General features: G+C 70.9%; 20 protein-coding genes. 13 read left to right on the forward strand and 7 right to left on the reverse strand.

Going from position 1 to position 23,218, the window contains the following annotated elements:
• Position 1: 1 nt before the first annotated feature.
• On the reverse strand, positions 2 to 2,761 hold the full coding sequence (locus tag HJC40_RS07165) for an FAD-binding and (Fe-S)-binding domain-containing protein (RefSeq protein WP_249999333.1): 2,760 nt from the start codon (positions 2,759 to 2,761) through the stop codon (positions 2 to 4).
• 16 nt (positions 2,762 to 2,777) lie between these two features.
• Between HJC40_RS07165 and HJC40_RS07170 the strand changes: the two genes are divergently transcribed.
• Both HJC40_RS07170 and HJC40_RS07175 read left to right on the forward strand, forming a co-directional pair.
• Positions 2,778 to 3,440: a GntR family transcriptional regulator gene (locus HJC40_RS07170; RefSeq protein WP_249999335.1), complete on the forward strand. Its 663-nt coding sequence runs from the start codon at positions 2,778 to 2,780 to the stop codon at positions 3,438 to 3,440.
• Between the two features lie 99 nt (positions 3,441 to 3,539).
• Positions 3,540 to 4,646, forward strand: a complete 1,107-nt coding sequence (locus HJC40_RS07175) for an FAD-dependent oxidoreductase (protein ID WP_249999337.1) — start codon at positions 3,540 to 3,542, stop codon at positions 4,644 to 4,646.
• Here the strand turns inward: HJC40_RS07175 and HJC40_RS07180 are convergent.
• Positions 4,619 to 5,050 (reverse strand): PPOX class F420-dependent oxidoreductase, encoded by a 432-nt coding sequence (locus HJC40_RS07180; protein WP_249999339.1) that lies wholly within the window; start codon positions 5,048 to 5,050, stop codon positions 4,619 to 4,621. The genes HJC40_RS07175 and HJC40_RS07180 overlap by 28 nt on opposite strands.
• Positions 5,051 to 5,159: 109 nt before the next feature.
• Between HJC40_RS07180 and HJC40_RS07185 the strand changes: the two genes are divergently transcribed.
• Together HJC40_RS07185 and katG are read left to right on the forward strand one after the other, a co-directional pair.
• The gene (locus tag HJC40_RS07185; protein WP_249999341.1) at positions 5,160 to 5,633 is read left to right on the forward strand and encodes a Fur family transcriptional regulator; all 474 of its coding nucleotides are present in this window, start codon (positions 5,160 to 5,162) and stop codon (positions 5,631 to 5,633) included.
• Positions 5,630 to 7,900: a catalase/peroxidase HPI gene (gene katG, locus HJC40_RS07190; RefSeq protein ID WP_249999344.1), complete on the forward strand. Its 2,271-nt coding sequence runs from the start codon at positions 5,630 to 5,632 to the stop codon at positions 7,898 to 7,900. The genes HJC40_RS07185 and katG overlap by 4 nt, the downstream gene beginning before the upstream one ends.
• 61 nt (positions 7,901 to 7,961) lie before the next feature.
• Here katG and HJC40_RS07195 read toward each other — a convergent pair whose 3' ends face one another.
• Entirely contained in the window at positions 7,962 to 8,390 is a 429-nt protein-coding gene (locus HJC40_RS07195) for a DUF6188 family protein (protein ID WP_249999346.1), read from the reverse strand.
• A 194-nt stretch (positions 8,391 to 8,584) separates the two neighbouring features.
• Here HJC40_RS07195 and HJC40_RS07200 point away from each other — a divergent pair, with 194 nt between their 5' ends.
• The 7 genes from HJC40_RS07200 (at position 8,585) to HJC40_RS07230 (ending at position 15,202) form a co-directional block, all read left to right on the forward strand.
• Positions 8,585 to 10,564 carry a cytochrome c oxidase assembly protein gene (locus tag HJC40_RS07200; protein WP_249999348.1) on the forward strand — a complete coding sequence of 660 codons (1,980 nt, stop codon included), beginning with the start codon at positions 8,585 to 8,587 and terminating at the stop codon, positions 10,562 to 10,564.
• A 52-nt stretch (positions 10,565 to 10,616) separates the two neighbouring features.
• Positions 10,617 to 11,165 (forward strand): copper chaperone PCu(A)C, encoded by a 549-nt coding sequence (locus tag HJC40_RS07205; protein ID WP_249999350.1) that lies wholly within the window; start codon positions 10,617 to 10,619, stop codon positions 11,163 to 11,165.
• On the forward strand, positions 11,162 to 12,337 hold the full coding sequence (locus HJC40_RS07210) for a Dyp-type peroxidase (RefSeq protein WP_249999352.1): 1,176 nt from the start codon (positions 11,162 to 11,164) through the stop codon (positions 12,335 to 12,337). Before HJC40_RS07205 ends, HJC40_RS07210 begins: the two co-directional genes overlap by 4 nt.
• Positions 12,334 to 12,894, forward strand: a complete 561-nt coding sequence (locus tag HJC40_RS07215; RefSeq protein ID WP_249999354.1) for a copper resistance CopC family protein — start codon at positions 12,334 to 12,336, stop codon at positions 12,892 to 12,894. The genes HJC40_RS07210 and HJC40_RS07215 overlap by 4 nt, the downstream gene beginning before the upstream one ends.
• A gap of 110 nt (positions 12,895 to 13,004) precedes the next feature.
• On the forward strand, positions 13,005 to 13,886 hold the full coding sequence (locus HJC40_RS07220) for an SMP-30/gluconolactonase/LRE family protein (RefSeq protein WP_249999357.1): 882 nt from the start codon (positions 13,005 to 13,007) through the stop codon (positions 13,884 to 13,886).
• A 91-nt stretch (positions 13,887 to 13,977) separates the two neighbouring features.
• Positions 13,978 to 14,292, forward strand: coding sequence for a hypothetical protein (locus HJC40_RS07225; RefSeq protein WP_249999359.1), 315 nt, complete (start codon positions 13,978 to 13,980; stop codon positions 14,290 to 14,292).
• Positions 14,293 to 14,653: 361 nt separating this feature from the next.
• Entirely contained in the window at positions 14,654 to 15,202 is a 549-nt protein-coding gene (locus HJC40_RS07230; RefSeq protein WP_249999361.1) for an SMI1/KNR4 family protein, read from the forward strand.
• 150 nt (positions 15,203 to 15,352) lie between these two features.
• On the opposite strand, the gene HJC40_RS07235 is transcribed toward HJC40_RS07230, so the two are convergent.
• On the reverse strand, positions 15,353 to 15,922 hold the full coding sequence (locus HJC40_RS07235) for a TetR/AcrR family transcriptional regulator (protein ID WP_249999364.1): 570 nt from the start codon (positions 15,920 to 15,922) through the stop codon (positions 15,353 to 15,355).
• Between the two features lie 68 nt (positions 15,923 to 15,990).
• Here HJC40_RS07235 and HJC40_RS07240 point away from each other — a divergent pair, with 68 nt between their 5' ends.
• Positions 15,991 to 16,497: an SRPBCC family protein gene (locus HJC40_RS07240; RefSeq protein ID WP_249999366.1), complete on the forward strand. Its 507-nt coding sequence runs from the start codon at positions 15,991 to 15,993 to the stop codon at positions 16,495 to 16,497.
• Positions 16,498 to 16,552: 55 nt separating this feature from the next.
• Here the strand turns inward: HJC40_RS07240 and HJC40_RS07245 are convergent, their stop codons facing one another.
• Complete coding sequence (locus HJC40_RS07245) at positions 16,553 to 16,750, reverse strand: hypothetical protein (RefSeq protein WP_249999368.1); 198 nt, start codon at positions 16,748 to 16,750, stop codon at positions 16,553 to 16,555.
• A gap of 693 nt (positions 16,751 to 17,443) precedes the next feature.
• Between HJC40_RS07245 and HJC40_RS07250 the strand changes: the two genes are divergently transcribed.
• Entirely contained in the window at positions 17,444 to 17,647 is a 204-nt protein-coding gene (locus tag HJC40_RS07250; RefSeq protein WP_249999371.1) for a hypothetical protein, read from the forward strand.
• Between the two features lie 422 nt (positions 17,648 to 18,069).
• Here the strand turns inward: HJC40_RS07250 and HJC40_RS07255 are convergent, their stop codons facing one another.
• Both HJC40_RS07255 and HJC40_RS07260 read right to left on the reverse strand, forming a co-directional pair.
• Positions 18,070 to 21,021, reverse strand: coding sequence for a family 16 glycoside hydrolase (locus tag HJC40_RS07255; protein WP_249999373.1), 2,952 nt, complete (start codon positions 21,019 to 21,021; stop codon positions 18,070 to 18,072).
• A gap of 164 nt (positions 21,022 to 21,185) precedes the next feature.
• Positions 21,186 to 23,138 (reverse strand): LysM peptidoglycan-binding domain-containing protein, encoded by a 1,953-nt coding sequence (locus tag HJC40_RS07260; protein WP_249999375.1) that lies wholly within the window; start codon positions 23,136 to 23,138, stop codon positions 21,186 to 21,188.
• Positions 23,139 to 23,218: the final 80 nt, after the last annotated feature.

Below are 23,218 nucleotides of genomic sequence, written 5' to 3' on the forward strand. Positions count from 1 at the left end.
GTCAGGAGCGATCCAGCAACTGGGCCAGGTGCACGGCGGGGCGGTCGCGCAGATCGGCCACCTGGGTGCGGCAGGAGAATCCGTCGGCCAGGACGACCGCGTCCGGGGCGGCGTCCAGGGCGGGCAGCAGATTCTGCTCGGCCACGGCCACGGACACCTCGTAGTGGCCGATCTCGACGCCGAAGTTGCCGGCCAGACCGCAGCAACCGGCCAGCCGCCGCACGGTGGCCCCGGTCGACGCCAGCAGGTCGGCGTCGGCCTTCCAGCCCAGGACGGCGTGGTGGTGGCAGTGCGGCTGGGCGACCACCTCGACCCCGGACAGGTCGGGCGCCGTCCAGCCCGGGGTCTCGGCCAGCAGCTCGGCCAGGGTGCGCACCGAACGGGCCACCACGGCGGCGTCGGCTGAGCCGGGCAGCAGCTCGTGCACGTCCGAGCGCAGCACCGCCGTGCAGGACGGCTCGATGCCCACGATCGGGATGCCGGCCCGGGCGTCGGCCGCGAGGGCTTCGACCGTACGGGCGAGGATCTTCTTGGCCGAGTCGAGCTGACCCGTCGTGATCCAGGTCAGGCCGCAGCACACCGACCCGGACGGCAGCCTCGGCTCGTAGCCGGCCGCGCGCAGCACCCGGACGGTGGCCTCCGCGACCTCGGGGGAGAACGCGTCGGAGAACGAATCGGCGAACAGCACCACCGGCTTGGGCCCAGGGACCGCCCGGAACGTCCGGCGGAACGGGCGCCGCGCGAAGGCCGGCACCGACCGTCGTTTGTCGACGCCGGCCAGCCACAGCGCCAGGCTCCGGACGCCGGGCAGCCGGGTGCCGAGGTTGGCCAGACGCGGCGTCCACCCGGCCAGGCGGGCCCAGAACGGCAGCTTCCCGAGCGTGTAGTGCGACCGGGGCCGCAGCCGCCCGCGGTAGGTCTGGTGCAGCACCTCGGACTTGTACGTGGCCATGTCGATGCCCGTCGGGCAGTCCGACGCGCAGCCCTTGCAGGACAGGCACAGGTCGAGCGACTCGTGCACCGACGGATGCGAGAAGGGCAGTTCCCCCCGGACGACCTCCTGCAGCACCCGCGCCCGGCCCCGGGTCGAGTCCTTCTCCTCGCGGGTGGCCAGATACGACGGGCACATCACGCCGTGCGCGGCCGAGTTGTCGGCCCGGCACTTGCCGACGCCGGTGCAGCGGTGCACGGCCTGAGCCAGGTCGCCGCCGTCGTGCGGGTAGGCCAGCGCGAGCCCCTTGACCGGGAACCGGCCGGCCGGCCGCACGTCGGCGTCGACCGGGTCGGGGTCGACCAGCACGCCCGGGTTGAGCAGGTTGCCCGGGTCGAAGGCGTTCTTGATGCCGGCGAACAGCGCGATCGCGTCGGGGGAGTACATGTGCGGCAGCAGCTCCGAGCGGGCCCGGCCGTCGCCGTGCTCGCCCGACAGCGACCCGCCGAACTCGCCGACCAGTTTCGCGGCGCCGATCAGGAAGTCCCGCAGCACCTTGGTGCCGCCGGGCTCGTCGAGCGGGAAGTCCAGGCGTACGTGCATGCAGCCGTCACCGAAGTGCCCGAAGGGCGCCGCGGTCATCCCGTACGCCGCGACGAGCTCGTCGAACCGCGCGAGGTAGGCGCCGAGCCGCTCGGGCGGGACGGCCGCGTCCTCCCACCCGGGCCAGGCCGGCCGGTCCGACGGGGCCCGCCCGGCCAGCCCGGCGCCGTCCTCGCGGATGCGCCACAGCCGCGCCTGGGTCGCGGGGTCGGTGACGACCAGCGCGTCGTCGGCGATCCCGTCGGCCGCCAGCTTGCGCGCCCGTGCCTCGACCTCGCCGGGCTCGTCACCGGCCAGCTCGACGAAGAGCCAGGCCCCGCCGCGCGGCAGCGGGGGGACGGCGGCCGGGCCCCGGCGGGCGCGCAGCACGTCGAGCAGCCGTGAGTCGAGACCCTCGCAGGAGGTCGGGCCGTGCGCGACCACGGCCGGGGAGGCCTCGCCCGCGGCCACGATGTCGCGGAAGCCGAGCACCACGACGACCCGCACCGGGGAGTCGACCACCAGCTTGACGGTGGCCCGGGTGATGACCGCGAGGGTGCCCTCGGAGCCGACCATCGCCCGGGTCAGGTCGAACCGCTCGGGAAGCAGATGCTGCGCGGCGTAGCCGGACACCTGACGGCCGAACCGGTCGAACTCGGTGCGGGCCGTGGCCAGGTGCCGGCCGACCACCGTGCGCAACTCGTCGACGACCGGCCCGTGCGGCGCGGTCGTGTCGAGCCGGTCGCCGGCCGCGGTCAGCAGCTCCAGCCCGGCGACGTTGTCGGAGGTGCGCCCGTAGGCCAGCGACCGCGAGCCGCAGGCGTTGTTGCCGATCATGCCGCCGATCGTGCAGCGCGGCCAGGTCGACGGGTCGGGCCCGAACCGGACGCCGTGCGGGGTCGCCGCCTTCTGCAGCACGGCGTGGACCGTGCCCGGCTCGACCACCGCCGTCCGCGCCGCCGGGTCGATCTCGAGCACCCGGTTGAGGTGGCGGGAGAAGTCGAGCACGATGCCCCGGCCGACCGCGTTGCCGGCCACCGACGTGCCCGCGCCGCGCGACGTGAACGGCGTGCCGGTCTCGCGGGCCACGGCCAGCGCGGCCGCCACCTCGTCGACGTGCCGGGGCCGCACCACGGCCAGCGGGGGGATGCGGTACAGCGAGGCGTCGGAGGAGTACATCCCCCGCGTGCCCGCGTCGGCCCGCACCTCGAGACCGGCCTTTTCCAGTGCCGCCACCACGTCGCTCATGGGTAACATGTTACTCGTGCCGTCGCTGACCCTGCCGCTGGAGGCTCCCACCCTCGCCGACGCCGTCGCCCTGGCCGTGCGCGAGGGCATCGCCGCCGGGGAACTGGCCCCCGACATCACGTACTCGGTGTATCAGCTGGCCGACCTGCTCGGCATCTCCCGCAGTCCGGTCCGCGAGGGCCTGCTCCGGCTGGCCGAGGCCGGCCTGGTCGAGATCCGCCGCAACCGCGGCTTCCGCGTCCTGCCGCCCCGCGCCCACGACGTCGAGGAGATCGTCGAGATCCGCCTCGCGCTGGAGCCGCCCGCCGCCCGCAAGGCCGCCGCCGGCACGGAGTCCCAGCATGCCGCCATCCAGGCGGCGCTCGACGCGATGGCCGCGGCGGCCGCCCGGGACGACGAGGCCGCTTTCTGGCCGGCCGACCGCAGCCTGCACGACCTGTTGCTGCAGGCGGCCGGCAACACCCGCGCGGCGGCCATCGTCGCCCAGCTGCGCTCCACCACCGCCCTGCTCGGCCCGCCCACCACGGCCAGCGGCCGCACGCTGAGCGAGATCCACGCCGAACACGAGCCGGTCGTCGCCGCCGTCCTGGCCCGCGACGCCCCCGCCGCCGAGGCGGCCATGCGCGCCCACCTCGAGGCGACCGGCCGGCTGCTGGTGGCCAACCTCGGCGCCCGCTGACGGTCGGCGGCCGCGCCGGGAATACGCGCTCCTCCTCGGGTGGTTTTCCCGGCGCGGGGCTTTCGGGCAGGGCTTTCGGACAGCGAGGAGCGCGACACCATGACCGACGGATCGGCGACGGTGGTGGTGATCGGCGGCGGCCAGTCCGGGCTGTCCGCCGCGTACCACCTGCAGCGGCGCGGTCTCGACTTCGTCGTGCTGGACGCCGCGCCCGCCCCGGGCGGCGCCTGGCAGCACCGCTGGGAGTCGCTGCGGATGGCCACCGTGAACGGCATCTTCGACCTGCCCGGCCTGGCCAAGCCGCCGCTCGACGAGGCCGAGCCCAGCCGCACGGCGGTGCCCCGCTACTTCGCCGAGTTCGAGCGCGCGTTCGCCCCGCCGATCCTGCGCCCCGTGCGGGTCACCGCGGTCCGCCGGGCCGGCCCCGATCTCGTCGTCGAGACCGACCGCGGGCGCTGGACGACCCGGGCCGTGATCAACGCCACCGGCACGTGGACCAACCCCGTCCGGCCGCACTATCCGGGTCAGGAGACGTTCCGAGGTCTTCAGCTGCACACGTCCGACTACGTGTCGGCCGGGCAGTTCGCCGGGCTGCGCGTCGCGGTCGTCGGTGGCGGCATCTCCGCCCTGCAACTGCTGGAGGAGATCTCCCGGGTCGCGAAGACGTTCTGGTACACCCGCCGCGAGCCGTACTTCCGCACCGACGGGTTCGAACCCGAGGTGGCCGGGCGCGAGACCATCGCCAAGGTCATGGCCGACGTCGAGGCGGGCCGTCCGACCGGCAGCGTGGTCTCCTACACCGGCCTGGCCTGGACGTCGTACGCGCTGGAGGCGAAGCGGCGCGGCGTTCTCGAGCGCCGCCCGATGTTCACCGCGATCGAGCCGCTCGGCGTGCGCGAGGCCGACGGCACCCTCACCACCGTCGACGCGATCGTCTGGGCCACCGGCTTCAAGGCCGCGCTGGCCCACCTCGACCCGCTGGGACTGCGTAACGAGGCGGGCGGCATCCGGGTGATCGGCACCCAGGTCGCCGACGAGCCGCGCGTCCATCTCGTCGGGTTCGGCCCCTCGCAGTCCACGGTCGGCGCCAACCGCGCGGGCCGGGAAGCGGTCAGCGCCATCGCGAGACATCTGTCCAGGGTGGACGAAGCCTCGGCTGCGGCGGCGCCGGGGACGGGTCAGGAACCGTTCAGGCTCTGGCCGTAGACGTGCTCGACCCGCAGGACGAGCAGGACCCGGCGGTCGGAGACCATCACCGAGCGGTACTCGGCCCAGTCCGGGTGCTCACCGGCGGCCCGGCGGTAGTAGTCGACCAGCGCGTCCACCTCGGGACCGTCCGGGTCGGCGCCCGGGCCGATCAGCTCGACCGATCCCTCGGCCGTCGCCCAGGCCCGGCCGTCGGGGCTGGTGACCTCCAGGGCGGCGCGCGGGTCGCGGCGCGCGTTGGCCGTCTTGGCCCGGCCGTCGGTGACCGACACATAGACGCGTTCGGCCGCGCGGTCGTAGAACGGGGTCACCGGGGACAGCTGCGGCAGGCCGTTCGCCTTGATGGTCGCCAGCACGCCGAGCCGGCTGCCGGCGAGCAGCGCGCGCGGGTCGAAATCAGTCATACCGCATTCTCCACCCGGCGGCCCCCGATGGTCCGGCCCGGCGCGATCGTTCTTGTGAACCCTCGCCGGTAAACTTGATTTGTTCCAATCTAGGGGTAAGGTCATCCGGGTGACGGCGGCCTTCGAAGCACAGCGGCAGTTCGAGGCCCAGCTCCGGGCTGCCTCGCTGCGTGTGACCAGGCCGCGACTGGCGGTCCTGGGCGCGCTGCGCGACCACCCGCACGTCGACACCGACGCCGTGATCGCGCTCGTCCGGGCCGATCACCCCAAGGTGTCCCACCAGGCGATCTACGATGTGCTGCGGGCGCTCACCGAGGCCGGGCTGGTGCGCCGCATCCAGCCCGCCGGGGCCACCGCCCGCTACGAGTCCCGGGTGGCTGACAACCATCACCACGTCGTGTGCCGCTCGTGCGGCACGATCGCCGACGTCGAGTGCGCCGCCGGTCACACCCCCTGTCTCACCGCCTCCGACGACCACGGGTTCGTGATCGACGAGGCGGAGGTCGTCTACTGGGGCGTCTGCCCCCGCTGCGCGGCCGCGAAAACGTCCGAGAGATCCGCCAGTTCGGAAGGAACCAGATGAGCGACACCCAGGACAACGTCTCCGCCAGCGCGCAGGGCGTGGACGAGAAGGCGGCGGCCGGCTGTCCGGTCGCGCACGACTCCGTGACCTCGCACGGCAGCGAGAGCGAGAACCCGGCGATCGACTCGCCCAAGCCCAAGACCGGCGGCCGCCCGCACAGCATCCGGGACTGGTGGCCCAACCAGCTCGACCTGTCGGTGCTGCACGCCCACTCGTCCAAGGCCAACCCGCTCGGCCCCTCCTTCGAGTACGCCAAGGAGTTCGCCAAGCTCGACGTCGAGGCCCTCAAGCGGGACATCACCGACGTGCTGACCACCTCGCAGGACTGGTGGCCGGCCGACTTCGGCCACTACGGCGGTCTGATGATCCGGATGAGCTGGCACGCCGCCGGCACGTACCGCATCCAGGACGGCCGGGGTGGCGCCGGTGACGGCGGTCAGCGGTTCGCCCCGCTCAACAGCTGGCCCGACAACGCCAACCTCGACAAGGCGCGCCGCCTGCTGTGGCCGGTGAAGCAGAAGTACGGCCAGCAGATCTCCTGGGCCGACCTGCTGGTGCTGGCCGGCAACGTGGCCATGGAGTCGATGGGCTTCAAGACCTTCGGCTTCGGCTTCGGCCGGGTCGACACCTGGGAGCCCGAGGAGATCTTCTGGGGTCCCGAGGACACCTGGCTCGGCGACGAGCGCTACGTCTCCGACGACTCGATGGCCGAGGACGTCGGCGCGACCGAGATGGGCCTCATCTACGTCAACCCCGAGGGCCCGCGCGGCAACGCCAACCCGCTCGCCGCGGCGCACTTCATCCGTGAGACGTTCCGCCGCATGGCCATGAACGACGAGGAGACCGTCGCGCTCATCGCCGGCGGCCACACCTTCGGCAAGACCCACGGCGCCGCGCCGGCCGACAACCACATCGGCCCCGAGCCCGAGGGCGCGCCCATCGAGGCGCAGGGCCTGGGCTGGCTGAACACCCACGGCACCGGCAAGGGCAAGGACACGATCACCAGTGGGCTCGAGGTCACCTGGACCGACAAGCCGACGCAGTGGAGCAACCGCTTCTTCGAGATCCTCTTCGCGTACGACTGGGAGCTCACCACCAGCCCGGCCGGCGCCAAGCAGTACGTCGCCAAGACCACCGACGAGATCATCCCGGACGCGTTCGACCCGGCCAAGAAGCACAAGCCGACGATGCTGACGACCGACCTGGCCCTGCGCGTCGACCCGGCGTACGAGAAGATCTCGCGCCGCTTCCTGGCGAACCCCGACGAGTTCGCGCTCGCCTACGCCAAGGCCTGGTATAAGCTGCTGCACCGCGACATGGGTCCGGTCAGCCGCTTCCTCGGCCCGTGGGTGGCCGAGCCGCAGCTCTGGCAGGACCCGGTCCCCGCCGTCGAGGGCGAGCTCGTGGGCGAGGCCGACATCGCCGCGCTCAAGGCCAAGGTGCTCGGCTCGGGCCTCACCGTCGCCCAGCTGATCCAGACCGCGTGGGCCTCGGCCGCGACCTTCCGCTCGACCGACAAGCGCGGCGGCGCCAACGGCGCCCGCATCGCGCTCGAGCCGCAGCGCAGCTGGGAGGTCAACCAGCCCGTCGTCCCCGTGATCGACGCGCTCAAGGGCATCCAGCAGGAGTTCAACGCGGCCGGCGGGGCGCAGATCTCGCTGGCCGACCTCATCGTGCTGGCCGGCTCGGCCGCCGTCGAGAAGGCCGCGAAGGACGCCGGCGCCGAGGTGACCGTGCCGTTCCGGCCGGGCCGCACCGACGCCACGCAGGAGCAGACCGACGTGGAGGCGTTCCGCGTCCTCGAGCCCCGCGCCGACGGCTTCCGCAACTACCTGCGGCCGGGCGAGAAGACCCAGCCCGAGGTCCTGCTGGTCGACCGCGCCTACATGCTCAACCTGACCGCCCCCGAGATGACCGTGCTGCTCGGCGGTCTGCGGGCTCTCGGCAACAACGCCGGCGGCTCGCAGCACGGCGTGCTCACCGACAAGCCGGGCGTGCTCACCAACGACTTCTTCGTCAACCTGCTCTCCCCGGGCACCCGGTGGGCGGCGTCGAAGAACGAGGAGCACGTGTACGAGATCCGCGACCTGGCCACCGACGAGGTGAAGTGGACCGCCACCGCGGCCGACCTCATCGTCGGCTCGAACTCGCAGCTGCGGGCCCTGGCCGAGGTCTACGCGAGCGACGACGCCCGCGACAAGTTCGTGGCCGACTTCGTGGCCGCCTGGACCAAGGTCATGGAGCTCGACCGCTTCGACCTGGTCTGATCCTGTTCCCTCGCGCCCGGCCGGCCCTTCGGGGTCGGCCGGGCGCGGTCGTTCCGGCTCGTCAGTGGAGGATCACCTTGGTCGGCACGTGGGTCCAGGCGGCCACCTCGCCGCCGGGCAGGCACACGATCAGGCACCCGTCCGCCCCCGCGACGGCCCACGACTCGGCGTCGGCGTCGGCCCCCACCACCAGCTCGGCGCCGCCGGCGAAGCAGATGACCAGCTCGCCGCTGTCGCGCACCTGAGCCGTCTGCACCACGTCCCCGAGCAGGGTGCCGATGGCGTCGGAGGGCCGCTCGCCCGGATCGATCCGGGCCGGCCCGCCCGGCCCGGCGAGGTGCGCGACGGTCTCCGTCACGACCCGGCTGCCACCGGAGAAACCCCACACCAGGGCCGGTCCCAGCTGGACGTACTCCAGCTTCTGCCCGGCGAGCCGGGCGACCGCCCCGGCCTCGTGCGGGCGCCGTCCCGCGACCACGACTGGCGCCATGATGACCTCGTTCGTCTCGTCGATCTGCTGACGGCAGGACCGTAACGCGACGTTTCATAAGAGAGCCTTAAAACCGGGACGCTCTGTTTCCACCCACCAGCCGGACTTCGGCGACCGTCGATGCGCGGGCCGGACGCGGCCGTGATCTCAGGGTTCGCGGGAACTTCGGCGGACCCCGCGGCGACTGATGAACCGTGCGGAAAACTCTGGTGGGAGCGGGCGCGGCAGCCGCCGTCACGTTGATCGCGGCGCTGCGGTTCGGCGGGGCGGTGGACGACACGGTGCTGCCCGGCATCCCCAGCCCCGGAGCCCTCACCGAGTGGACCCTGCCGTCCCTCACGATGCTGGCCACCGTGCTCGGCGTCCTCACTGTCGGGCTCACCGTGACCGCGGCCTTCCTGCTGCCCGGTGACGGGCGCAGCGTGGCCCCGCACGGCTGGGTGCTGCTGCGCCGCTCCACCTGGCCGGCCCTGCTGTGGGCGGCCACCTCGCTCGCGCTCGTGGTGTTCACCGTGTCCGACGTCCTGGGCGTACCGGTGGACCGGCTCGGCCGGGCGTCCGTGCTGAGCTTCGGCTTCTCGGTGTCGCAGGGCCAGGCCCTGATGCTGCAGGCCGCCCTCGCCCTCGCCGTCGCGATCGGCTCGCGGGCCGGCCTGTCGCGTGGCGCCGCGGCCGTGACGGCCGGCCTCGCCGTCATCGCCGGTTTGCCCCCGGCCTTCACCGGCCACTCGTCGGGCGCCGGCAACCACCAGATCGCGGTCAGCAGCCTCACCCTGCACATCGTCGCGGCCTCGCTCTGGGTGGGCGGCCTGGCCGGGCTCCTTCTGGTCCGCCGCCATCGCCGTTTCGCCGAGACCGCGGCCCGCTACAGCCGGCTCGCCCTGGGCTGCTTCGTGGCCACGGCGATCAGCGGCCTCGTCAACGCGGCGGTCCGGCTGGGTGACCTGCCCGCGCTCTGGACCTCCCGGTACGGGGCCCTGGTGCTGCTCAAAGCGGTCGCGCTGCTCGCCGTGGGCGCGATCGGCGCCGCGCACCGGGCCCGCACGCTGCCCGCGCTCCGGGACGGCCGGCCGTGGGCCTTCGTCCGGCTGGCCGCCGGGGAACTGGTCGTGCTCGGCGCGGCGGTCGGCCTGGCCGTGGCGCTGACCCGCAGCCCCACCCCGGTGCCCGAGACCGCGGTGGAACCCGACCCGCTGGTGGAACTGCTCGGCTTCGACCAGCCCGGCCCGCCCACCGCCGCCCGGCTGCTCGGCGACCCGCTCCCCGACATGTTCCTGCTCACCGTGGTCGCCGCCGGCATCTTCGTCTACCTCGCGGGCGTCCGCCGGATGCGCCGGGCCGGGCACCCGTGGCCGGCGAGCCGCACCGCCTCGTGGGTCGGCGGCCAGCTGCTGCTCGGCGCGATCACCGGCCTGGGCGTGGCGAAGTACGCGTACGTCCTGTTCAGCGTCCACATGGTGCAGCACATGGTGCTCTCGATGGTCGTGCCCATCCTGCTCGTCGGCGGCGCGCCGGTCACCCTGGCCCTGCGCGCCCTGCGCCGCCCGGCCGACCCGCAGGTCCGGGGAGCCCGCGAGTGGCTGCTGCTCGCGCTGCACAGCCGGACGGCCCGCGTGCTCAGCCATCCGCTGGTCGCGCTGGCCATCTACGTCACCAGCCTCTACGGGCTCTACCTGGGTGGGCTGCTGGGCACGCTGATGCGCTACCACCTCGGGCACCTGGCCATGCTGACGCACTTCGTGCTGGCCGGATATCTGCTCTTCTGGGTGCTGATCGGGACCGACCCGGGCCGCCGGCGGATCCACCCGGCCATGCTCGTCGTCGTACATTTCCTGGCCATGGTGGCGCACGCGTTCTTCGGCTTCGTGCTGCTGCAGTCCACGACGGTCATCGCGGCCGACTGGTACACCGCCGTGCACCCGCCGTGGGCGTCCTCGCTGCTCGACGACCAGCATCTGGGCGCGAGCCTGGCCTGGGCCTTCGGCGAGCTGCCGGCCGCCGCGATCCTGCTGCTGCTGGTGCGGCAGTGGATCCGCACCGACGAGCGCGAACAGGCCCGACTCGACCGCGCCGCCGACCGTGCGGCCGCCGCCGGCGAGGACGACGAACTGGCCCGCTACAACGCCTTCCTGGCCGACGCGGCTGCCGATGCCCGCGACGCGCACAAGTCATGAAATTTCTTGATTCGGCGGGAACTTTCGCCGCGACCGAACAGACCAATGCTGCATGCGAACCAACGTTCTGCGCGCGGCTGCCGCGCTTGCCGTAGCCACCTTCGGCCTCGCCGGTTGCGGCGGCGGCAGCAGCGACGCGGCCACCCCCGCCCCGGCGCCCTCGGCGACCGCGGCCGCCGCGACCCTGACCGTCAAGGACCCGTGGGTCAAGGCCGGTGCGGCCGGCGCCATGACCGCCGCGTTCGGCACGCTGGTGAACGACACCGGCGCCGACATCACCATCACCACCGCCGAGTCGCCGGCCTCCCCGCTCGAGCTGCACGAGATGGCCATGAAGGACGGCAAGATGGTCATGCAGCCCAAGCAGGGCGGCTTCGTCATCAAGTCCCGGGGCAGCCACGAGCTCTCCCCGGGCGGCGACCACCTGATGCTCATGAAGCCGGCCCAGGCCATCGAACCCGGCGACGAGGTGTCCTTCACGCTCAAGCTCGGTGACGGCAGCACCGTGCCGTTCACCGCGATCGCCAAGCCGTTCGCCGGCGCCGAGGAGAGCTACGACCCGGGCCACTCGATGGCCCCCATGGGGAGCACCGCTCCGTGACCTCACGCCGTCATCTGCTGACCGGGGCCGCGGCGGCCGGCCTCGGTGCGGCGGCCGGAGCCGGCGTGGTCGCCGCCGCGCACGGGGACAGCCCCGCGCGAGTCGCGGCGGCGCCCGGCGGCCAGCCGGCCCTCGGCACCGCCATCGTCGCCTTCCACGGCGCCCGCCAGGCCGGCGTCGCCGAGGACCCACCGGCCCACGCCGCGTTCGTGGCCTTCACCCTGCCCGCCACCGCCGACCGGCGCGGGCTGGCCCGGATGATGCGCCTGCTCACCGATGACGCGGCCCGCCTGACCCGGGGCGAGCCCGCGCTGGGCGACACGGACGCCACCCTGGCCCCGCTCCCGGCCCGGCTGACCGTCACCTTCGGATTCGGCCCGGGTCTCTACCGCGCGGCCGGCCTCCGGCCACCCGTGGCCGACCTGCCCGCGTTCCGCATCGACCGGCTCGAACAACGCTGGTCCGGCGGGGACCTGCTGCTGCAGGTCTGCGCCGACGACCCGCTCACCGTCGCTCACACCCAGCGCATGCTCATCAAGGACACCCGGCCGTTCGCCGCGGTCCGCTGGGTGCAGCAGGGCTTCCGGCGCAGCCCCGGCATCCACGCGCCGGACCACACCCAGCGCAACGTCATGGGCCAGCTCGACGGCACGGCCAACCCGCGCGGCGCCGAGATCGACCCCGCCGTGTGGAACGAGGACGGGTCGACAACCATCGTCGTCCGCCGGATGCGCGCCGAGATCGAGAAGTGGGACATGCTGTCGGTCGCCGACAAAGAGAACGCAGTCGGCCGCCGCCTGGACACCGGCGCCCCGCTGAGCGGCACCCAGGAACACGACGAACCCGACTTCACCAAACTGGACGACTCCGGGCTGCCCGCCATGCCGGACTTCTCCCACGTGACGCGCGCCCGGGTCACCGACCCGGCCTTGAAGCTGCTGCGCCGCCCGTACAACTACGACGGCGTACCGAACGCGGCCGGCCACCCGGACGCCGGCCTGATCTTCGCGTCCTTCCAGAAGGACATCGCCCGCCAGTTCGTCCCCGTCCAGCAGCGCCTGGCCGACAAGGACCTGCTCAACGAGTGGATCACCCCGATCGGATCGGCGGTGTTCGCCGTCCCCCCGGGGTGCGCCGAGGGCGGCTGGATCGGCGAGCAGGTCCTGGGATGAGGCCCGAGGCGACGTCCCGCCGCAACCGGTGGCTGGGCGGTCCACGTTGGATACAGCGACTGCTGGTGGCCGCGGCCGCCTTCCTGGTGGTGGCGCTGCCTGGCGTCCCCGCTTGGGCGCACGCCCAGCTGGCCTCGGCGGTCCCGGCGCCGGACGCCGCGCTGAGCACAGCGCCGGCGGCGGTCACCCTGACCTTCAACGAGCAGCTCAACCCAGAGTTCACGACCATCGTGGTGAGCGACGCCGGCCGGCAGCGGGTCCCGGCGTCGGCGCCCGCGGTCTCCGGAGCGGCCGGCACGGTCCGGATCGAGGGAGCTCTGGGGGAGGGGGCCTACACGGTGGCCTACCGGGTGGTGTCGACCGACGGGCACACGATCCAGGGTTCGTACGGGTTCACGGTGGGGGATGCGGCGCGGCCACCGGTCGCGGCCGGGGAGTCGTCAGGTGGTCTGCCGGTGGGCGTACTCATCGGGATCGGCGCCGTGGGGCTGGGCCTGGCCATGGTGGCCGGGTATCTGTACTTCTCCGGGCGCCGGCGTCAGCGGGGGTCCGCGTAGTGCGGGTCCGTTGGGATGAATGACGCGACAGCGGCCACCACCGCGCCGCCGAGGCGAAGACCTCCTGCGGACACTTGATGCGGCCCGCCCACAGGCGAATAGTCAGCGCCATGAATTTCGAGGTAATCGCGGTGCCGGGCCATGGTGCCGAGGACGTCGTCGTGGCTCCCGGTGGTGTCGTCTTCACGGGCACCGAGGACGGCGTGATCCATCGGATCGCTCCCGACGGCCGCGCGGACGCCGTCGCCAACACGGACGGCCGGCCACTGGGCATCGAACTCCTGCCCGACGGCCGTCTCGTGGTCTGCGACGCCCGCCGCGGCCTCCTGGCCGTGGAGCCGTCCACCGGCACGATCGAGAGCCTGGCCAGTGGCATGCGCTTCTGCAACAACGCCGCAGTGGCCGCCGACGGCACGATCTACTTCTCGGATTCCTCCGCCGTCCACCCGATCGACGAGTGGAAGGCGGAGATGGTCGAGGTGACCCGCACCGGCCGCCTGCTCCGCCGCACCCCTGACGGCGCCGTCACCGTCCTGCGCGACAGACTGGCCTTCGCCAACGGCGTAGCTCTGGCCGGCGACGAGTCCTTCGTCGCGGTAGCCGAGACGGCAACACGCGCCATCGCCCGCCACTGGCTGACCGGCCGCAACGACTACCTGGTCGAGAACCTTCCGGGCTACCCCGACAACATCGCCCGCGGCAGCGACGGACTGATCTGGGCGTCGATCGCCAGCCCGACGGACCCGGTGGTGGAACGCATCCAGCGCAGCCCCGTATGGATCCGCCGTCAGATCACCAAAATCCCCGAGGCGCTGCAACCGGCCCCGAAGCGCACGGTCCGCGTTCAGGCGTACGACGACACCGGCCGCCTGGTCCACGACCTCACCGCCGACAGTCTCCACTTCCACATGGTCACCGGCGTCCGCGAGCACGACGGCCGCATCTGGCTGGGCAGCCTGCACGAGTCGGCCATCGCCGTCTTCACCCCTTGAGACACCGTCCACGCCGGCGCAAGGCGACCTGCGTCGGGGAGAATCTCGAGGTCCCGCACCGCTGAAGGACGAGACCACGAGGAGCGAAACCATGGTGACCTGGGTGGACGGCGCCATCGACGACCCGCAGCCGGCGTCGGCCGCGGCGGTGCGACAGGCGCAGGACGAACTGGAGGTCATCCTGCCTCCCGAGTTCCTGGCTGTCGCACAGATCCATCAGGGGGAGCGGTATCCCTTCGAGGCAGGCGACGTACCCCTTCGAGGGCTTATCTTTCATGACGAGGCATGGCACTGGGCGATGCGGGCTATTCACGGAGACGAGTACTGGATCTCGCATCCGCATTTTGCAAAATATTCGGCCGGATACGAAGCGCTTGATTCATCGGGTGCAACTTCCGCGCAGTGACCAGTCAGTCCGCAACCCTGGAGGCACGCCGGATGAATGCTCCAGCCGCGATCTCGGTGTGCACCCAACTCGGCATGAGCGTACGTCGAGCTGTCCGACGCTCGTCACGCCGGTTGACGGCTCAGCGCCGGCAGCGGGACGCGGTCGGCGGCAGATGAGGACGTTCCGGGCCAGCCGGTTAACGGGCAACTGGCTTCGCTCTCCACCATGGCGCAACGTGAGCGGACACCCGCGGCGCCGGGTCTGTTGAGCGGCGAGTACTGGATTATGACTGACTGGTTGGCGGGGTGCCCCCGCCGTGCTTCAGCTGGCGCTCGGGGCTTCTCCGGCGCCCGTGGTGCGGTTGACGAAGGGCAAGAGTATGGCTGACGAGCATCTCAGACAGGTTTTCCCAGATCTGGACTTGGACGGGTTCTGGGAAGACTCGGCGTATGCCGAGGAGACCTATGGTGGCGGGTATCCCACTGAGGAGCTGGTCGCGTCGGTTGAGGCAGAGCTCGGATTTCGGCTGCCGGCCTCGTATGTGGCATTGATGCGGATGCGCAACGGCGGAATGCCCCGTAACACCTGCTGTCCAGCCCCGAGCAGAACGACCTGGGCCGAAGACCACGTCGCCCTCACCGCGATCATGGGGATCGGTCGGGAGAAGGAATGTTCTCTGGCTGGGCCCTCGGGCAGCCGGTTCCTTATCGAGGAGTGGGCCTACCCAGAGATCGGCGTGTACTTCGCTGACTGTCCTTCCGCCGGCCACGACATGATCGCGTTCGACTACCGGGACTGCGGCCCCGAGGGCGACCCGCGCGTTGTCCACGTGGATCAGGAGGCTGACTACCGGATCACCGTACTGGCGCCGGATTTCGTCTGCTTCGTCCAAGCGCTGCGGCCGGAAAGCGACTACGACCATGACTGAGTGGCCGGCCGGGGCTGGAGTATCGCCTGCGGCAAGTGACGTGATTCGCGCTACCTGCGCGCGGACTGCGGCAGATGAGGGCGCGCTCGCCTTGAGGCGCCGACGTGCATACCGGCATGTGAATGGTGGTGTGTTTCAGCGTTGGCCTTTTCAGTGCGCGAGCAGCAGAGCAGCGGCCCGGCGTACGGCCGCGATGTCGTCCTCGTCAGGCAGGTGACCGTTCTGCAGTGCTCGGCGTGTGACGCTGTACGGCAGGTCGACGACCGCAAGGGCCACGTCGCGCAGTGAGTGACCGACATTGGCGGAGAGGGCGCCCAGAGCCTCGCGGACCCCTCGCTGGTTCGCTTCGGCCCGCTCTTTGAGCGCCGGCGTGAGTTCACCGTTGAGCAGGTCACGCAGGGCGATACGCAGGAGCAGGGCGGCGTCATCGGGGTTGTCCCGGCTCCAGGTCAGCACGGTGACTGCCGCTTCGATGGCGTGGGGGGCGTCGCTGACGGCCAGCGCGTTGAGATAGGCGCGCAGAAAGCGGTCCTGAGCGCGTAACCAGGCAGCGGCGAGCAGGTCGTCGCGGCTCGGGAAGCGGTGGTAGACCGATCCGCTGGGAGCGCCGGTGGCGAGGCAGACGCCGCGGACCGAGGCGGCGGAAGGCCCACCGTCGAGTACCAGCGCCCGGACCGCGTCGAGCATGGCATCGGCGGAGTACTTGACCGGTTGCGGCATGAAGAAGAGACTACTGACTACATGAACTAGCGAGTCTTCTCTAGTTGGGGGCTGTCATGGTTCGAAACGTGCACGAGCGTCGGCTGCGCCAGTCCGCCGCGACAGCGGGTTCACTCATTGATTCCCTGGCCGGTCCCGCCGATGCGCTCTGGCCCTCCGATCGCTGGCCGGCGATGCGGTTCGACCGGCCACTCGGCGTCGGCGCACGTGGAGGTCATGGACCGATCCGATACTGGATAGAGGAGTACGAGCCGGGCGCACGCATCCGCTTTCGTTTCACGGCCCCGGCAGGATTCGACGGATTCCATGAATACGAAGCCGTTCCCTTAAAGGACGAGGGCTGCCTGTTCCGTCATTCGATGGTCATGGAAACCCGATGGCCGGCCACGCTGACGTACCCCTTGGTGTTTCGTCACCTCCACGACGCGCTGATCGAGGACAGCCTCGACAAGGCCGCCGACCGAACCGGAACCTTCACCGAAAGACCACAACTCTGGAATCGGCGCGTCCGCCTGTTACGCCTGCTCGCCGCACTATTTCCGCGCGCGGCGCGACCAGATCCCCTCACCCGCTAGCAAGATCGACGTACTCTCATCGGAAGATCCGGATGCCGGCGGCCCAGTGCTCCGGCTACTTCAGGTCCCACCCCTCGCCCGCGGGTTCACTGGGCGAGAGGGGCCGTAGCTTGAAGATCAGGATGCCCAGGTACTTGTTCATCCACTCTTGCTTGTGCGGGTAGCGACGCGCGGCCTCCTCGGTGAGCCGGGGCTCGACAGCGGTCTCGATCCACAGCCCGGCCGCACTGAACGTGTTGAGAAGGTCGGACATGGTGAAGGGCCGTTTGGTCAGCGCCCGTCTTCCTTCACCATCGCCCGCGCGGCCCGCAAGGTGTGTACCGGGTCCTCCGCGTAGCCGGACGACTGTAGGAAGAGGACTCGATCGAACCTGCGGCCACGCAGTTGCGGAATCAACTCCGGGCGTGACAGATCCCGGCCGGTGGGTCCGAGATGAAGTTCCCGCGATGTCCACCCCGGCCGAGCCGACGGCGCCCTCGCCGACGAGCTCCGCCAGCTTGCCACCGTTGCCGCACCCCAGGTCCAACGGCATCTGGGCGCTGTCGCCACCAGGCACCGCCGCCGACCGGCCATCGTCTGCCGCCATGCGCGGAAGCGTAGTCGTCCCTGACCCCGCGCCCGGAACACCACTGGCGGCCCCGCCCGGCCGACATGCGCCCGCTTGCACGCCGGCGCCCGCAGGACAGAACCGCAAGAAACCGCAAGCTATGAACCTCGCTGCCGCCCCGGGGGAGACCACCCAACCCACAGCCGCAAAAGGACTGTGCAAGGCACCTACATGCGTCCGCGGCGCCTGGCCAACGGGATGCCTATGGCGAAGATGGCCATGCACGCCACCCACTCGACGCACGTCCTTCGGCGGTCGAGCACGCCGAGACCTGGCCGCCCACCGCGGACGACAAGCCCAAGTGCGCTGTCCGGCGCAGATCGAGGGAGTGGAGTGAACATGGCCATCGCCGCAGTCGTCGCGCTGATGGGTGCCATCGCCGTCGACATGAACCGCCGCTTCGTCCCCAGAGAAGTCGAGCGTTCCGGCAGCAGAACTCACGCCACGGTGATACGAGTATGGACCGTCACGATCGGCGGGTTCCTCTTCGTGGGCGGCCTGCTGGAAATATTCAGCATCGACTTCCGAACCCTGTTCAGCTGACGGGCAGGACGCTGCCGTCAGGAGCCGCCGCTTTCCGAAAGAAACGCCAGCAGCCCCAGGGGTGACCCTCGCCCAAGCGCAACGTGCTGACCGCAACCGGCACGGTCCTGCTCCCATGACCCCCCACCCAGGCCCGCCCGCCCAAACCGACGCGCAGTCCAGCAACCACAACGCGGCAGCCAGACCACCCGCCCGCCAGGTGACCGCCACCCCCACCAGGCAACCAGCAGCCCGCGACCCACCACAACGCCGTCAGAGGCCACCCCCCAAGGTCGGGGCCGAGGGTGACCAAGCTCAGACATAGATGCCGTACCGTCCGAGCTTGGTCACCCTCGGCCCCAACCGTCAACCCCAAACAAAACCAACCCCCCCAAAAAAAACCAACCCCGAAGCCAGAAGCAACCGGGGCCGGAACAAACCACCTACTTGACCGGCTCGATCCAGATGTTGCGGTACTGGACCTTGTTCCCGTGATCCTGCAGCCGGATGGCCCCGGTGGACGGACCCTCCGGGATGTTCCCCCCGGTCCCGCCCGGGATCTCCACGTTGTTCTGAACCGTGCGCCCGTTCCAGACCAGCGTCACCCGAGCGTTGGACGTCTTGGCACCGGCCTCGTCATAGCGCGCCGCCGTGAACGTGATGTCGTACTTCTGCCACGTCTCCGGCGCAGTCGACATGTTCGCGTCCGGCGCCTTGATCGTGTAGATCGCTCCGGCCTCGTTGTTGTCCAGCGTCGTGTCGCCGTACGAGTCCAGGATCTGGATCTCGTAACGCTCCTGCTGGTAGACGCCGCTGTTTCCGCGGTTCTGCCCGGTCACCTCCGGCGGGAGCAGCGGGACCTTGAACTCCACGTGCAGCTTGTAGTCGCCGAACGCTTCCTTCGTGCGCAGGTCACCGCAGCAGACCTCGGTCGCCCCGCCCGTTACGGCCGGCCACTGGGCGCGCCGCCCGTCGGTGTGCAGCCAGTTATCGAGGCCGTTGCCGTCGAAGAGGGTGATGCGGGCGGCCGGCTTGCGGACGCTGATCAGGTCGAGGTTGAGGTGACCGCTGTCGGTCGTGTCGACCCGGACCTGGACAGCGTTCACGCCCTTCTTGAGTTTGAGCGTCTCGGTGACCGTCGCCCATTCTTCCCACGTCACTGTCGACGGGAACGACACTTGCTTGATCTTCTTGCCGTTGACGTAGACGCTCGCCGTCTTGGTGCCGCTGAACGGGTTGGGCCCGTTCGAATAGCGCAGGCCGACCTCGTAGTCGCCGGCCTTGTCGACCGTGACGTGGGAGGTGGTCGACGTGTTCAGCGAGCCCAGCCCGGCCACGAAACCGATGCCCGAGTAGCCGCGGTGGTCGGTCGCCAGGGCGGCCCCGCCTTCGCGGTTGCCCTCCTCGGCCTCGTAGAAGACCTGCTGGGTGCGCGGACCCGGCAGCTCGTTCATGGTGTACCAGGCTTCGGTGCTCCACAATGTCTCGCCGTCGCGGGCGCCGAACGGGCGCGGGGAGCGCAGGTGCACCACCCGGTCGCGGCGGAGCCCGGCCACGGTGAGGGTCACCGTCTTACGGTCGCCGGAGACCTTGGCCGCGGTCACACCCAGGGTCTCGCGGTCGACCTCCGGACCACCGTACTGCGGGGTCGGCACGTAACGCCACTGCTCCACCGCGTACGCCGAAGGCAGTTTGGCGACGGTCTCGTCGGAGAGCGGCTTGGTGTACTCGATTTTGAAGCCGGTCGCCGTGGCCTTCATGGTCTTCATGTCGAACACGTTCTTGCCGTTCGGGGTGAGCTTCTGCAGCCCGAAGCGCAGCTTGCCCTCCTGGCCCCAGTTGCCGTCCGCGCCGAGGCCGCCGACGTACAGCGAGCCGTCGGGTCCGAGCGACACCCGGTTGACGCCCGCCTCGAGGCCCTGCGTGTGCCGGAACACCGCGCCCTGCTCCTGGCCGTGCACGGTTTCGAGCGCCGCCCTCTGCAGACCGCCGTAGGTCACGTCGCCGATGACGAACTGGCCCTTGAACGGTCCGGATTTGAGCAGCACCGGCGTGCTGGGGGAGTTGGCGATCTGGTTCTGTGGCAGCCACAGCACCGGGCGGGTCACCGGCTGGTTGTCGTACGGGCCGTCGGGGTTGGTGTAGTGGTTGTAGAACGCGTCCTTCTCGACCTTGAGCAGTTTGGAGGACGGGAGCCAGCCACCCTGGTTGTCGGTGATGTAGAGGTCGCCGTCCGCCCCCCAGCCCATGCCGTTCGGGGTGCGCAGGCCGCCCGCGACCGTGGTCACCTTGCCGGTCTTGCGGTTGACCACGATGTGGGTGCCGCGGTTGCCGACCGGCTGCGGGTCGGTGGTGGCGCCGCCCAGGTTGATCGACACCGACAGGTTGACGTAGAAGTTGCCGCCCTTGTAGAGCAGGCCGAACGCGAACTCGTGGAAGTTGCCGCCGAACGGCCACGTGGCGACGGTGCGCCGGGTGTCGAGCACGTCGTCGCGGTCGGTGTCGCGCAGTTCGGTCAGCTCGTGCTTCTGGGAGACGTACACCAGGCCGTCGACGACGGCGATGCCCATCGGCTCCTTGAGGTTGCCGGCGATCTTCTTGTACGTGACACCGCCGGGACCGCTCGCCTTGGTGACGCCGTCGACCAGGTAGACCTCGCCGGTCACCGTGTCGGAGCCGCCCCAGGTGCTCAGCACCATCTTGCCGTCGGGCCGCCAGGCGATGCCGGTGACCTGCGGCTCGAAGCCGGGCGGGCGCAGGTTGGTGAGGTTGTAGCCGGGGTTGACCGCGGTCAGCGGCAGGCCGTCGCCGGGGGTGTCGGTGCCGGCCACGCATTCCTTGGTGCCGGGCGCGGTCACCCGGACGACGCCCGCGTCGGTGCTGAGCGCGCTGGTCGGCACCACCGAGAACTCGCCGGCGCCCGGGGGACGCCAGGACAGGGTGAGGCGCTGGCCGAACTCCTTGTCGAAGTGTTCGATGCGCAGCGGGTGCAGGCCCGCGGTCAGGGCGACGGTGCCGTCGCCGGGCGGTTCGACGTCGTGCAAGCCGTCGTGGTCGATAACGAGGTCGTCGTCGATGTACAGCTTGGAACCGTCGTCGCTGACCAGGCGGAAGCCGTACGTGCCGTCGGTGGGCACGGTCAGGTTCGCGAGCGCGTGCGTGACGAAGTTGTCGTTCAGCCCGAACTGCTCGGTGGTGGACCAGTCCACCGTGGGCATCAGCTTGTCCACATTGGGAGTCTGGCCGGGTTTGAGCTCGCAGACCCGGTTCATCGACTGGCCGATGTCGTAGGTCCGCAGGGTCACCCCCGGTTCCTGCTCCGGCGGTTCGGCCGCGGAGGCGGGCGCCGCCGCGAATGTTCCTATGAGTAGCCCGGCCACTAACACACGCTTCATCGGCGCTCCACGGTTACCAGGTCGATACAACGTTGTGAACATCCTGGGGTACTTCTGCCAGGACGTCCAGACCTTTCGATATTTAACCCAGAACTTTTGTACGGCCGGGCAAAAGCTGACGGGCCCGGCCGTCGCGGCCGGACCCGTCGGTCGGATGTGGAGGGTCAGCTTGCCGGCAGGATCAGCACCTGGCCGGGGATGACGCGGTCGGGGTTGGTCAGGACGGCCCGGTTGAGAGCGAAGATCTCCGGCCACCGGCCGGCGTCGCCCAGTTCGGCCTGGGCGATGCCGCTGAGCGTGTCGCCGCGCTGAACGGTGTACAGCCGCGGGATGTCGCCGACCGGCGTCGCCGGCGGCAGGACGAAGACCTGGCCGGCGAAGATGCGGCCGGGGTCGCGGATCAGCGCCTGGTTGAGCGCGTAGATCTGCGGCCACCGGTTGCCGGCGCCGAGCTGGGCCTCGGCGATGCCGAACAGGGTGTCGCCGGAGCGGACGGTGTAGGTCACGGGCTGCACGGCGCCGGGCAGCACCTTGGCCAGGCGCAGCAGGTCGGCCAGCTCGAACGTGCCGGGCTCGGCCGAGGGCAGCGACGGCGCCCAGCCGGGCTGGGTCAGGATCGAGTCGGCGCTGCGGCGGACCAGCCCGATCAGCACCTCGGCGATGAGCGTGCTGCCGACCGGGCCCAGGCGGTTGCCCTGGCCGAGCACCTTGGCCTCGGCCAGCACGTAGTACCAGAGCGGCGTACGGAACTGGAACCCGCCGGCCTCGAGCGCGATCCGCTGCTCCTCGCCACCGGCCGCGATGACCTCGTCCTTGGTCAGCACCTGGACGCCGATGTGCTCGGCGACGGCCTGGCCGGTCGGCAGGCGAAGCCGGTAGCCGCGCAGCAGGTTGCGCACGGCCAGGCGGGCGGCCAGATCGGGCTGCTCCGGCTGGCCGGTCACGTCCTGGAGGGCGAACAGGGCCTGGAACCTGTCGTTCTTGAACGCGGCCAGGCTGGGGTCGAGCCGGCGCGCCAGCCCCACGCCCGGGTCGTCACCGATGATGTTCTCCCACTCGACGATCCAGTTCTCGGGCAGGGTGGGGAAGCCGCCCAGACCGTCGCTCAGCGCGGTGAACGTGAAGAGCAGGTCCAGTGTCGCGGGGATGCCGTCGTTGAGGTTGAAGTTCTCGTTGAAGTTGTAGGCGAAGCGCACCATCGAGTGGCCGAACCGGTAACCGGCCACCGAGAACTCCAGCGGCATGAACGACGGCTCGGACAGCGGGTCGAACCACTTGTTGCCGTTGGCCACGATGTCGTCCACGATGGCCGGGTCGGCGACCCGCTTGAGGAAGTCGTGCACCACGACGTGCTGGTAGTGCTGGCGCAGCACCCGGCGGGCCTCGTCGAACGACAGTCCCTGGTCGACCAGGGCGTTGTGCGCCCGCAGGAACGCGACGTGCAGCTGACCGATGATGGTGTTCTCGTCGTTGCGGGGGTCGCCGATGACGGCCGCCCGGTCGTGCTCGATGTTGCCCGGGCTCGCGCCCTCGCGGGGCAGGTCGTGGAAGTCGTCGCCGGCCTTACTGTCCGGGCGCTTGACCGGCCGGGTCGTGCCACCGGTGGGGGAGACCTTGCCGACCAGCATCTTGTTGCCGTCGGCCGGGTCGCGCGGGGCCGGGAGGCCGTAGACGCTGTCCAGGTCGAGCATCGGGGTGCGCTGGTTGAGCAGCGCGTTGCGGATGGCTTCCACATTGAGCGGCGTCATCGCCGGGTCGAGCAGCTGGGCCATCGTCGCCGAGCCGAAGCCCTGCTGGATCTCCAGCGTGATGTCGTGGTCGACGAACTGGCCGAAGTAGGTGTACGCCGCCGGGATGTCGCTGTCCTCGCCGTCCACGTCCCGGTCGACCATGGCGTTGCCGAGGTCCTTGAGCTGGGCCGGCGTCGTGGCGGTCTGCGGGAGCAGGTTCGCCTCGTCGTCCTGCAGGCCGGGGAACAGGAAGTCGAAGCTGTGGCCCTCGACCTGCCGGACCAGCGCGAAGGCCCCGGTACTGCGGGCGGCGACTTCGGCGAGGCCCTGTTCCGCGGTGACGAGGTCGTTCTCTGTGATCGGTCGTCCGTGTCCGAGACGCGGCATGGTTGCTTCCCCCTGTGACGAAGTGCGAACAGACCGGCACGGTCGCGTGGCGGGCGCCTCGTACGGGCTGCGTTCCGCCG

The organism is Actinoplanes sp. M2I2 (assembly GCF_023544445.1).
GTDB lineage: Bacteria > Actinomycetota > Actinomycetes > Mycobacteriales > Micromonosporaceae > Actinoplanes.

Coding starts and splice junctions, on each gene's coding strand:
- HJC40_RS07165 (WP_249999333.1), bottom strand. CDS start 2,761: ATGAGCGACGTGGTGGCGGCACTGGAAAAGGCCGGTCTCGAGGTGCGG.
- HJC40_RS07180 (WP_249999339.1), bottom strand. CDS start 5,050: ATGACTGATTTCGACCCGCGCGCGCTGCTCGCCGGCAGCCGGCTCGGC.
- HJC40_RS07245 (WP_249999368.1), bottom strand. CDS start 16,750: ATGTCCGACCTTCTCAACACGTTCAGTGCGGCCGGGCTGTGGATCGAG.
- HJC40_RS07215 (WP_249999354.1), top strand. CDS start 12,334: ATGAGGCCCGAGGCGACGTCCCGCCGCAACCGGTGGCTGGGCGGTCCA.
- katG (WP_249999344.1), top strand. CDS start 5,630: ATGAGCGACACCCAGGACAACGTCTCCGCCAGCGCGCAGGGCGTGGAC.
- HJC40_RS07225 (WP_249999359.1), top strand. CDS start 13,978: ATGGTGACCTGGGTGGACGGCGCCATCGACGACCCGCAGCCGGCGTCG.
- HJC40_RS07175 (WP_249999337.1), top strand. CDS start 3,540: ATGACCGACGGATCGGCGACGGTGGTGGTGATCGGCGGCGGCCAGTCC.
- HJC40_RS07220 (WP_249999357.1), top strand. CDS start 13,005: ATGAATTTCGAGGTAATCGCGGTGCCGGGCCATGGTGCCGAGGACGTC.
- HJC40_RS07195 (WP_249999346.1), bottom strand. CDS start 8,390: ATGGCGCCAGTCGTGGTCGCGGGACGGCGCCCGCACGAGGCCGGGGCG.
- HJC40_RS07230 (WP_249999361.1), top strand. CDS start 14,654: ATGGCTGACGAGCATCTCAGACAGGTTTTCCCAGATCTGGACTTGGAC.
- HJC40_RS07205 (WP_249999350.1), top strand. CDS start 10,617: ATGCGAACCAACGTTCTGCGCGCGGCTGCCGCGCTTGCCGTAGCCACC.
- HJC40_RS07255 (WP_249999373.1), bottom strand. CDS start 21,021: ATGAAGCGTGTGTTAGTGGCCGGGCTACTCATAGGAACATTCGCGGCG.
- HJC40_RS07250 (WP_249999371.1), top strand. CDS start 17,444: ATGGCCATCGCCGCAGTCGTCGCGCTGATGGGTGCCATCGCCGTCGAC.
- HJC40_RS07260 (WP_249999375.1), bottom strand. CDS start 23,138: ATGCCGCGTCTCGGACACGGACGACCGATCACAGAGAACGACCTCGTC.
- HJC40_RS07235 (WP_249999364.1), bottom strand. CDS start 15,922: ATGCCGCAACCGGTCAAGTACTCCGCCGATGCCATGCTCGACGCGGTC.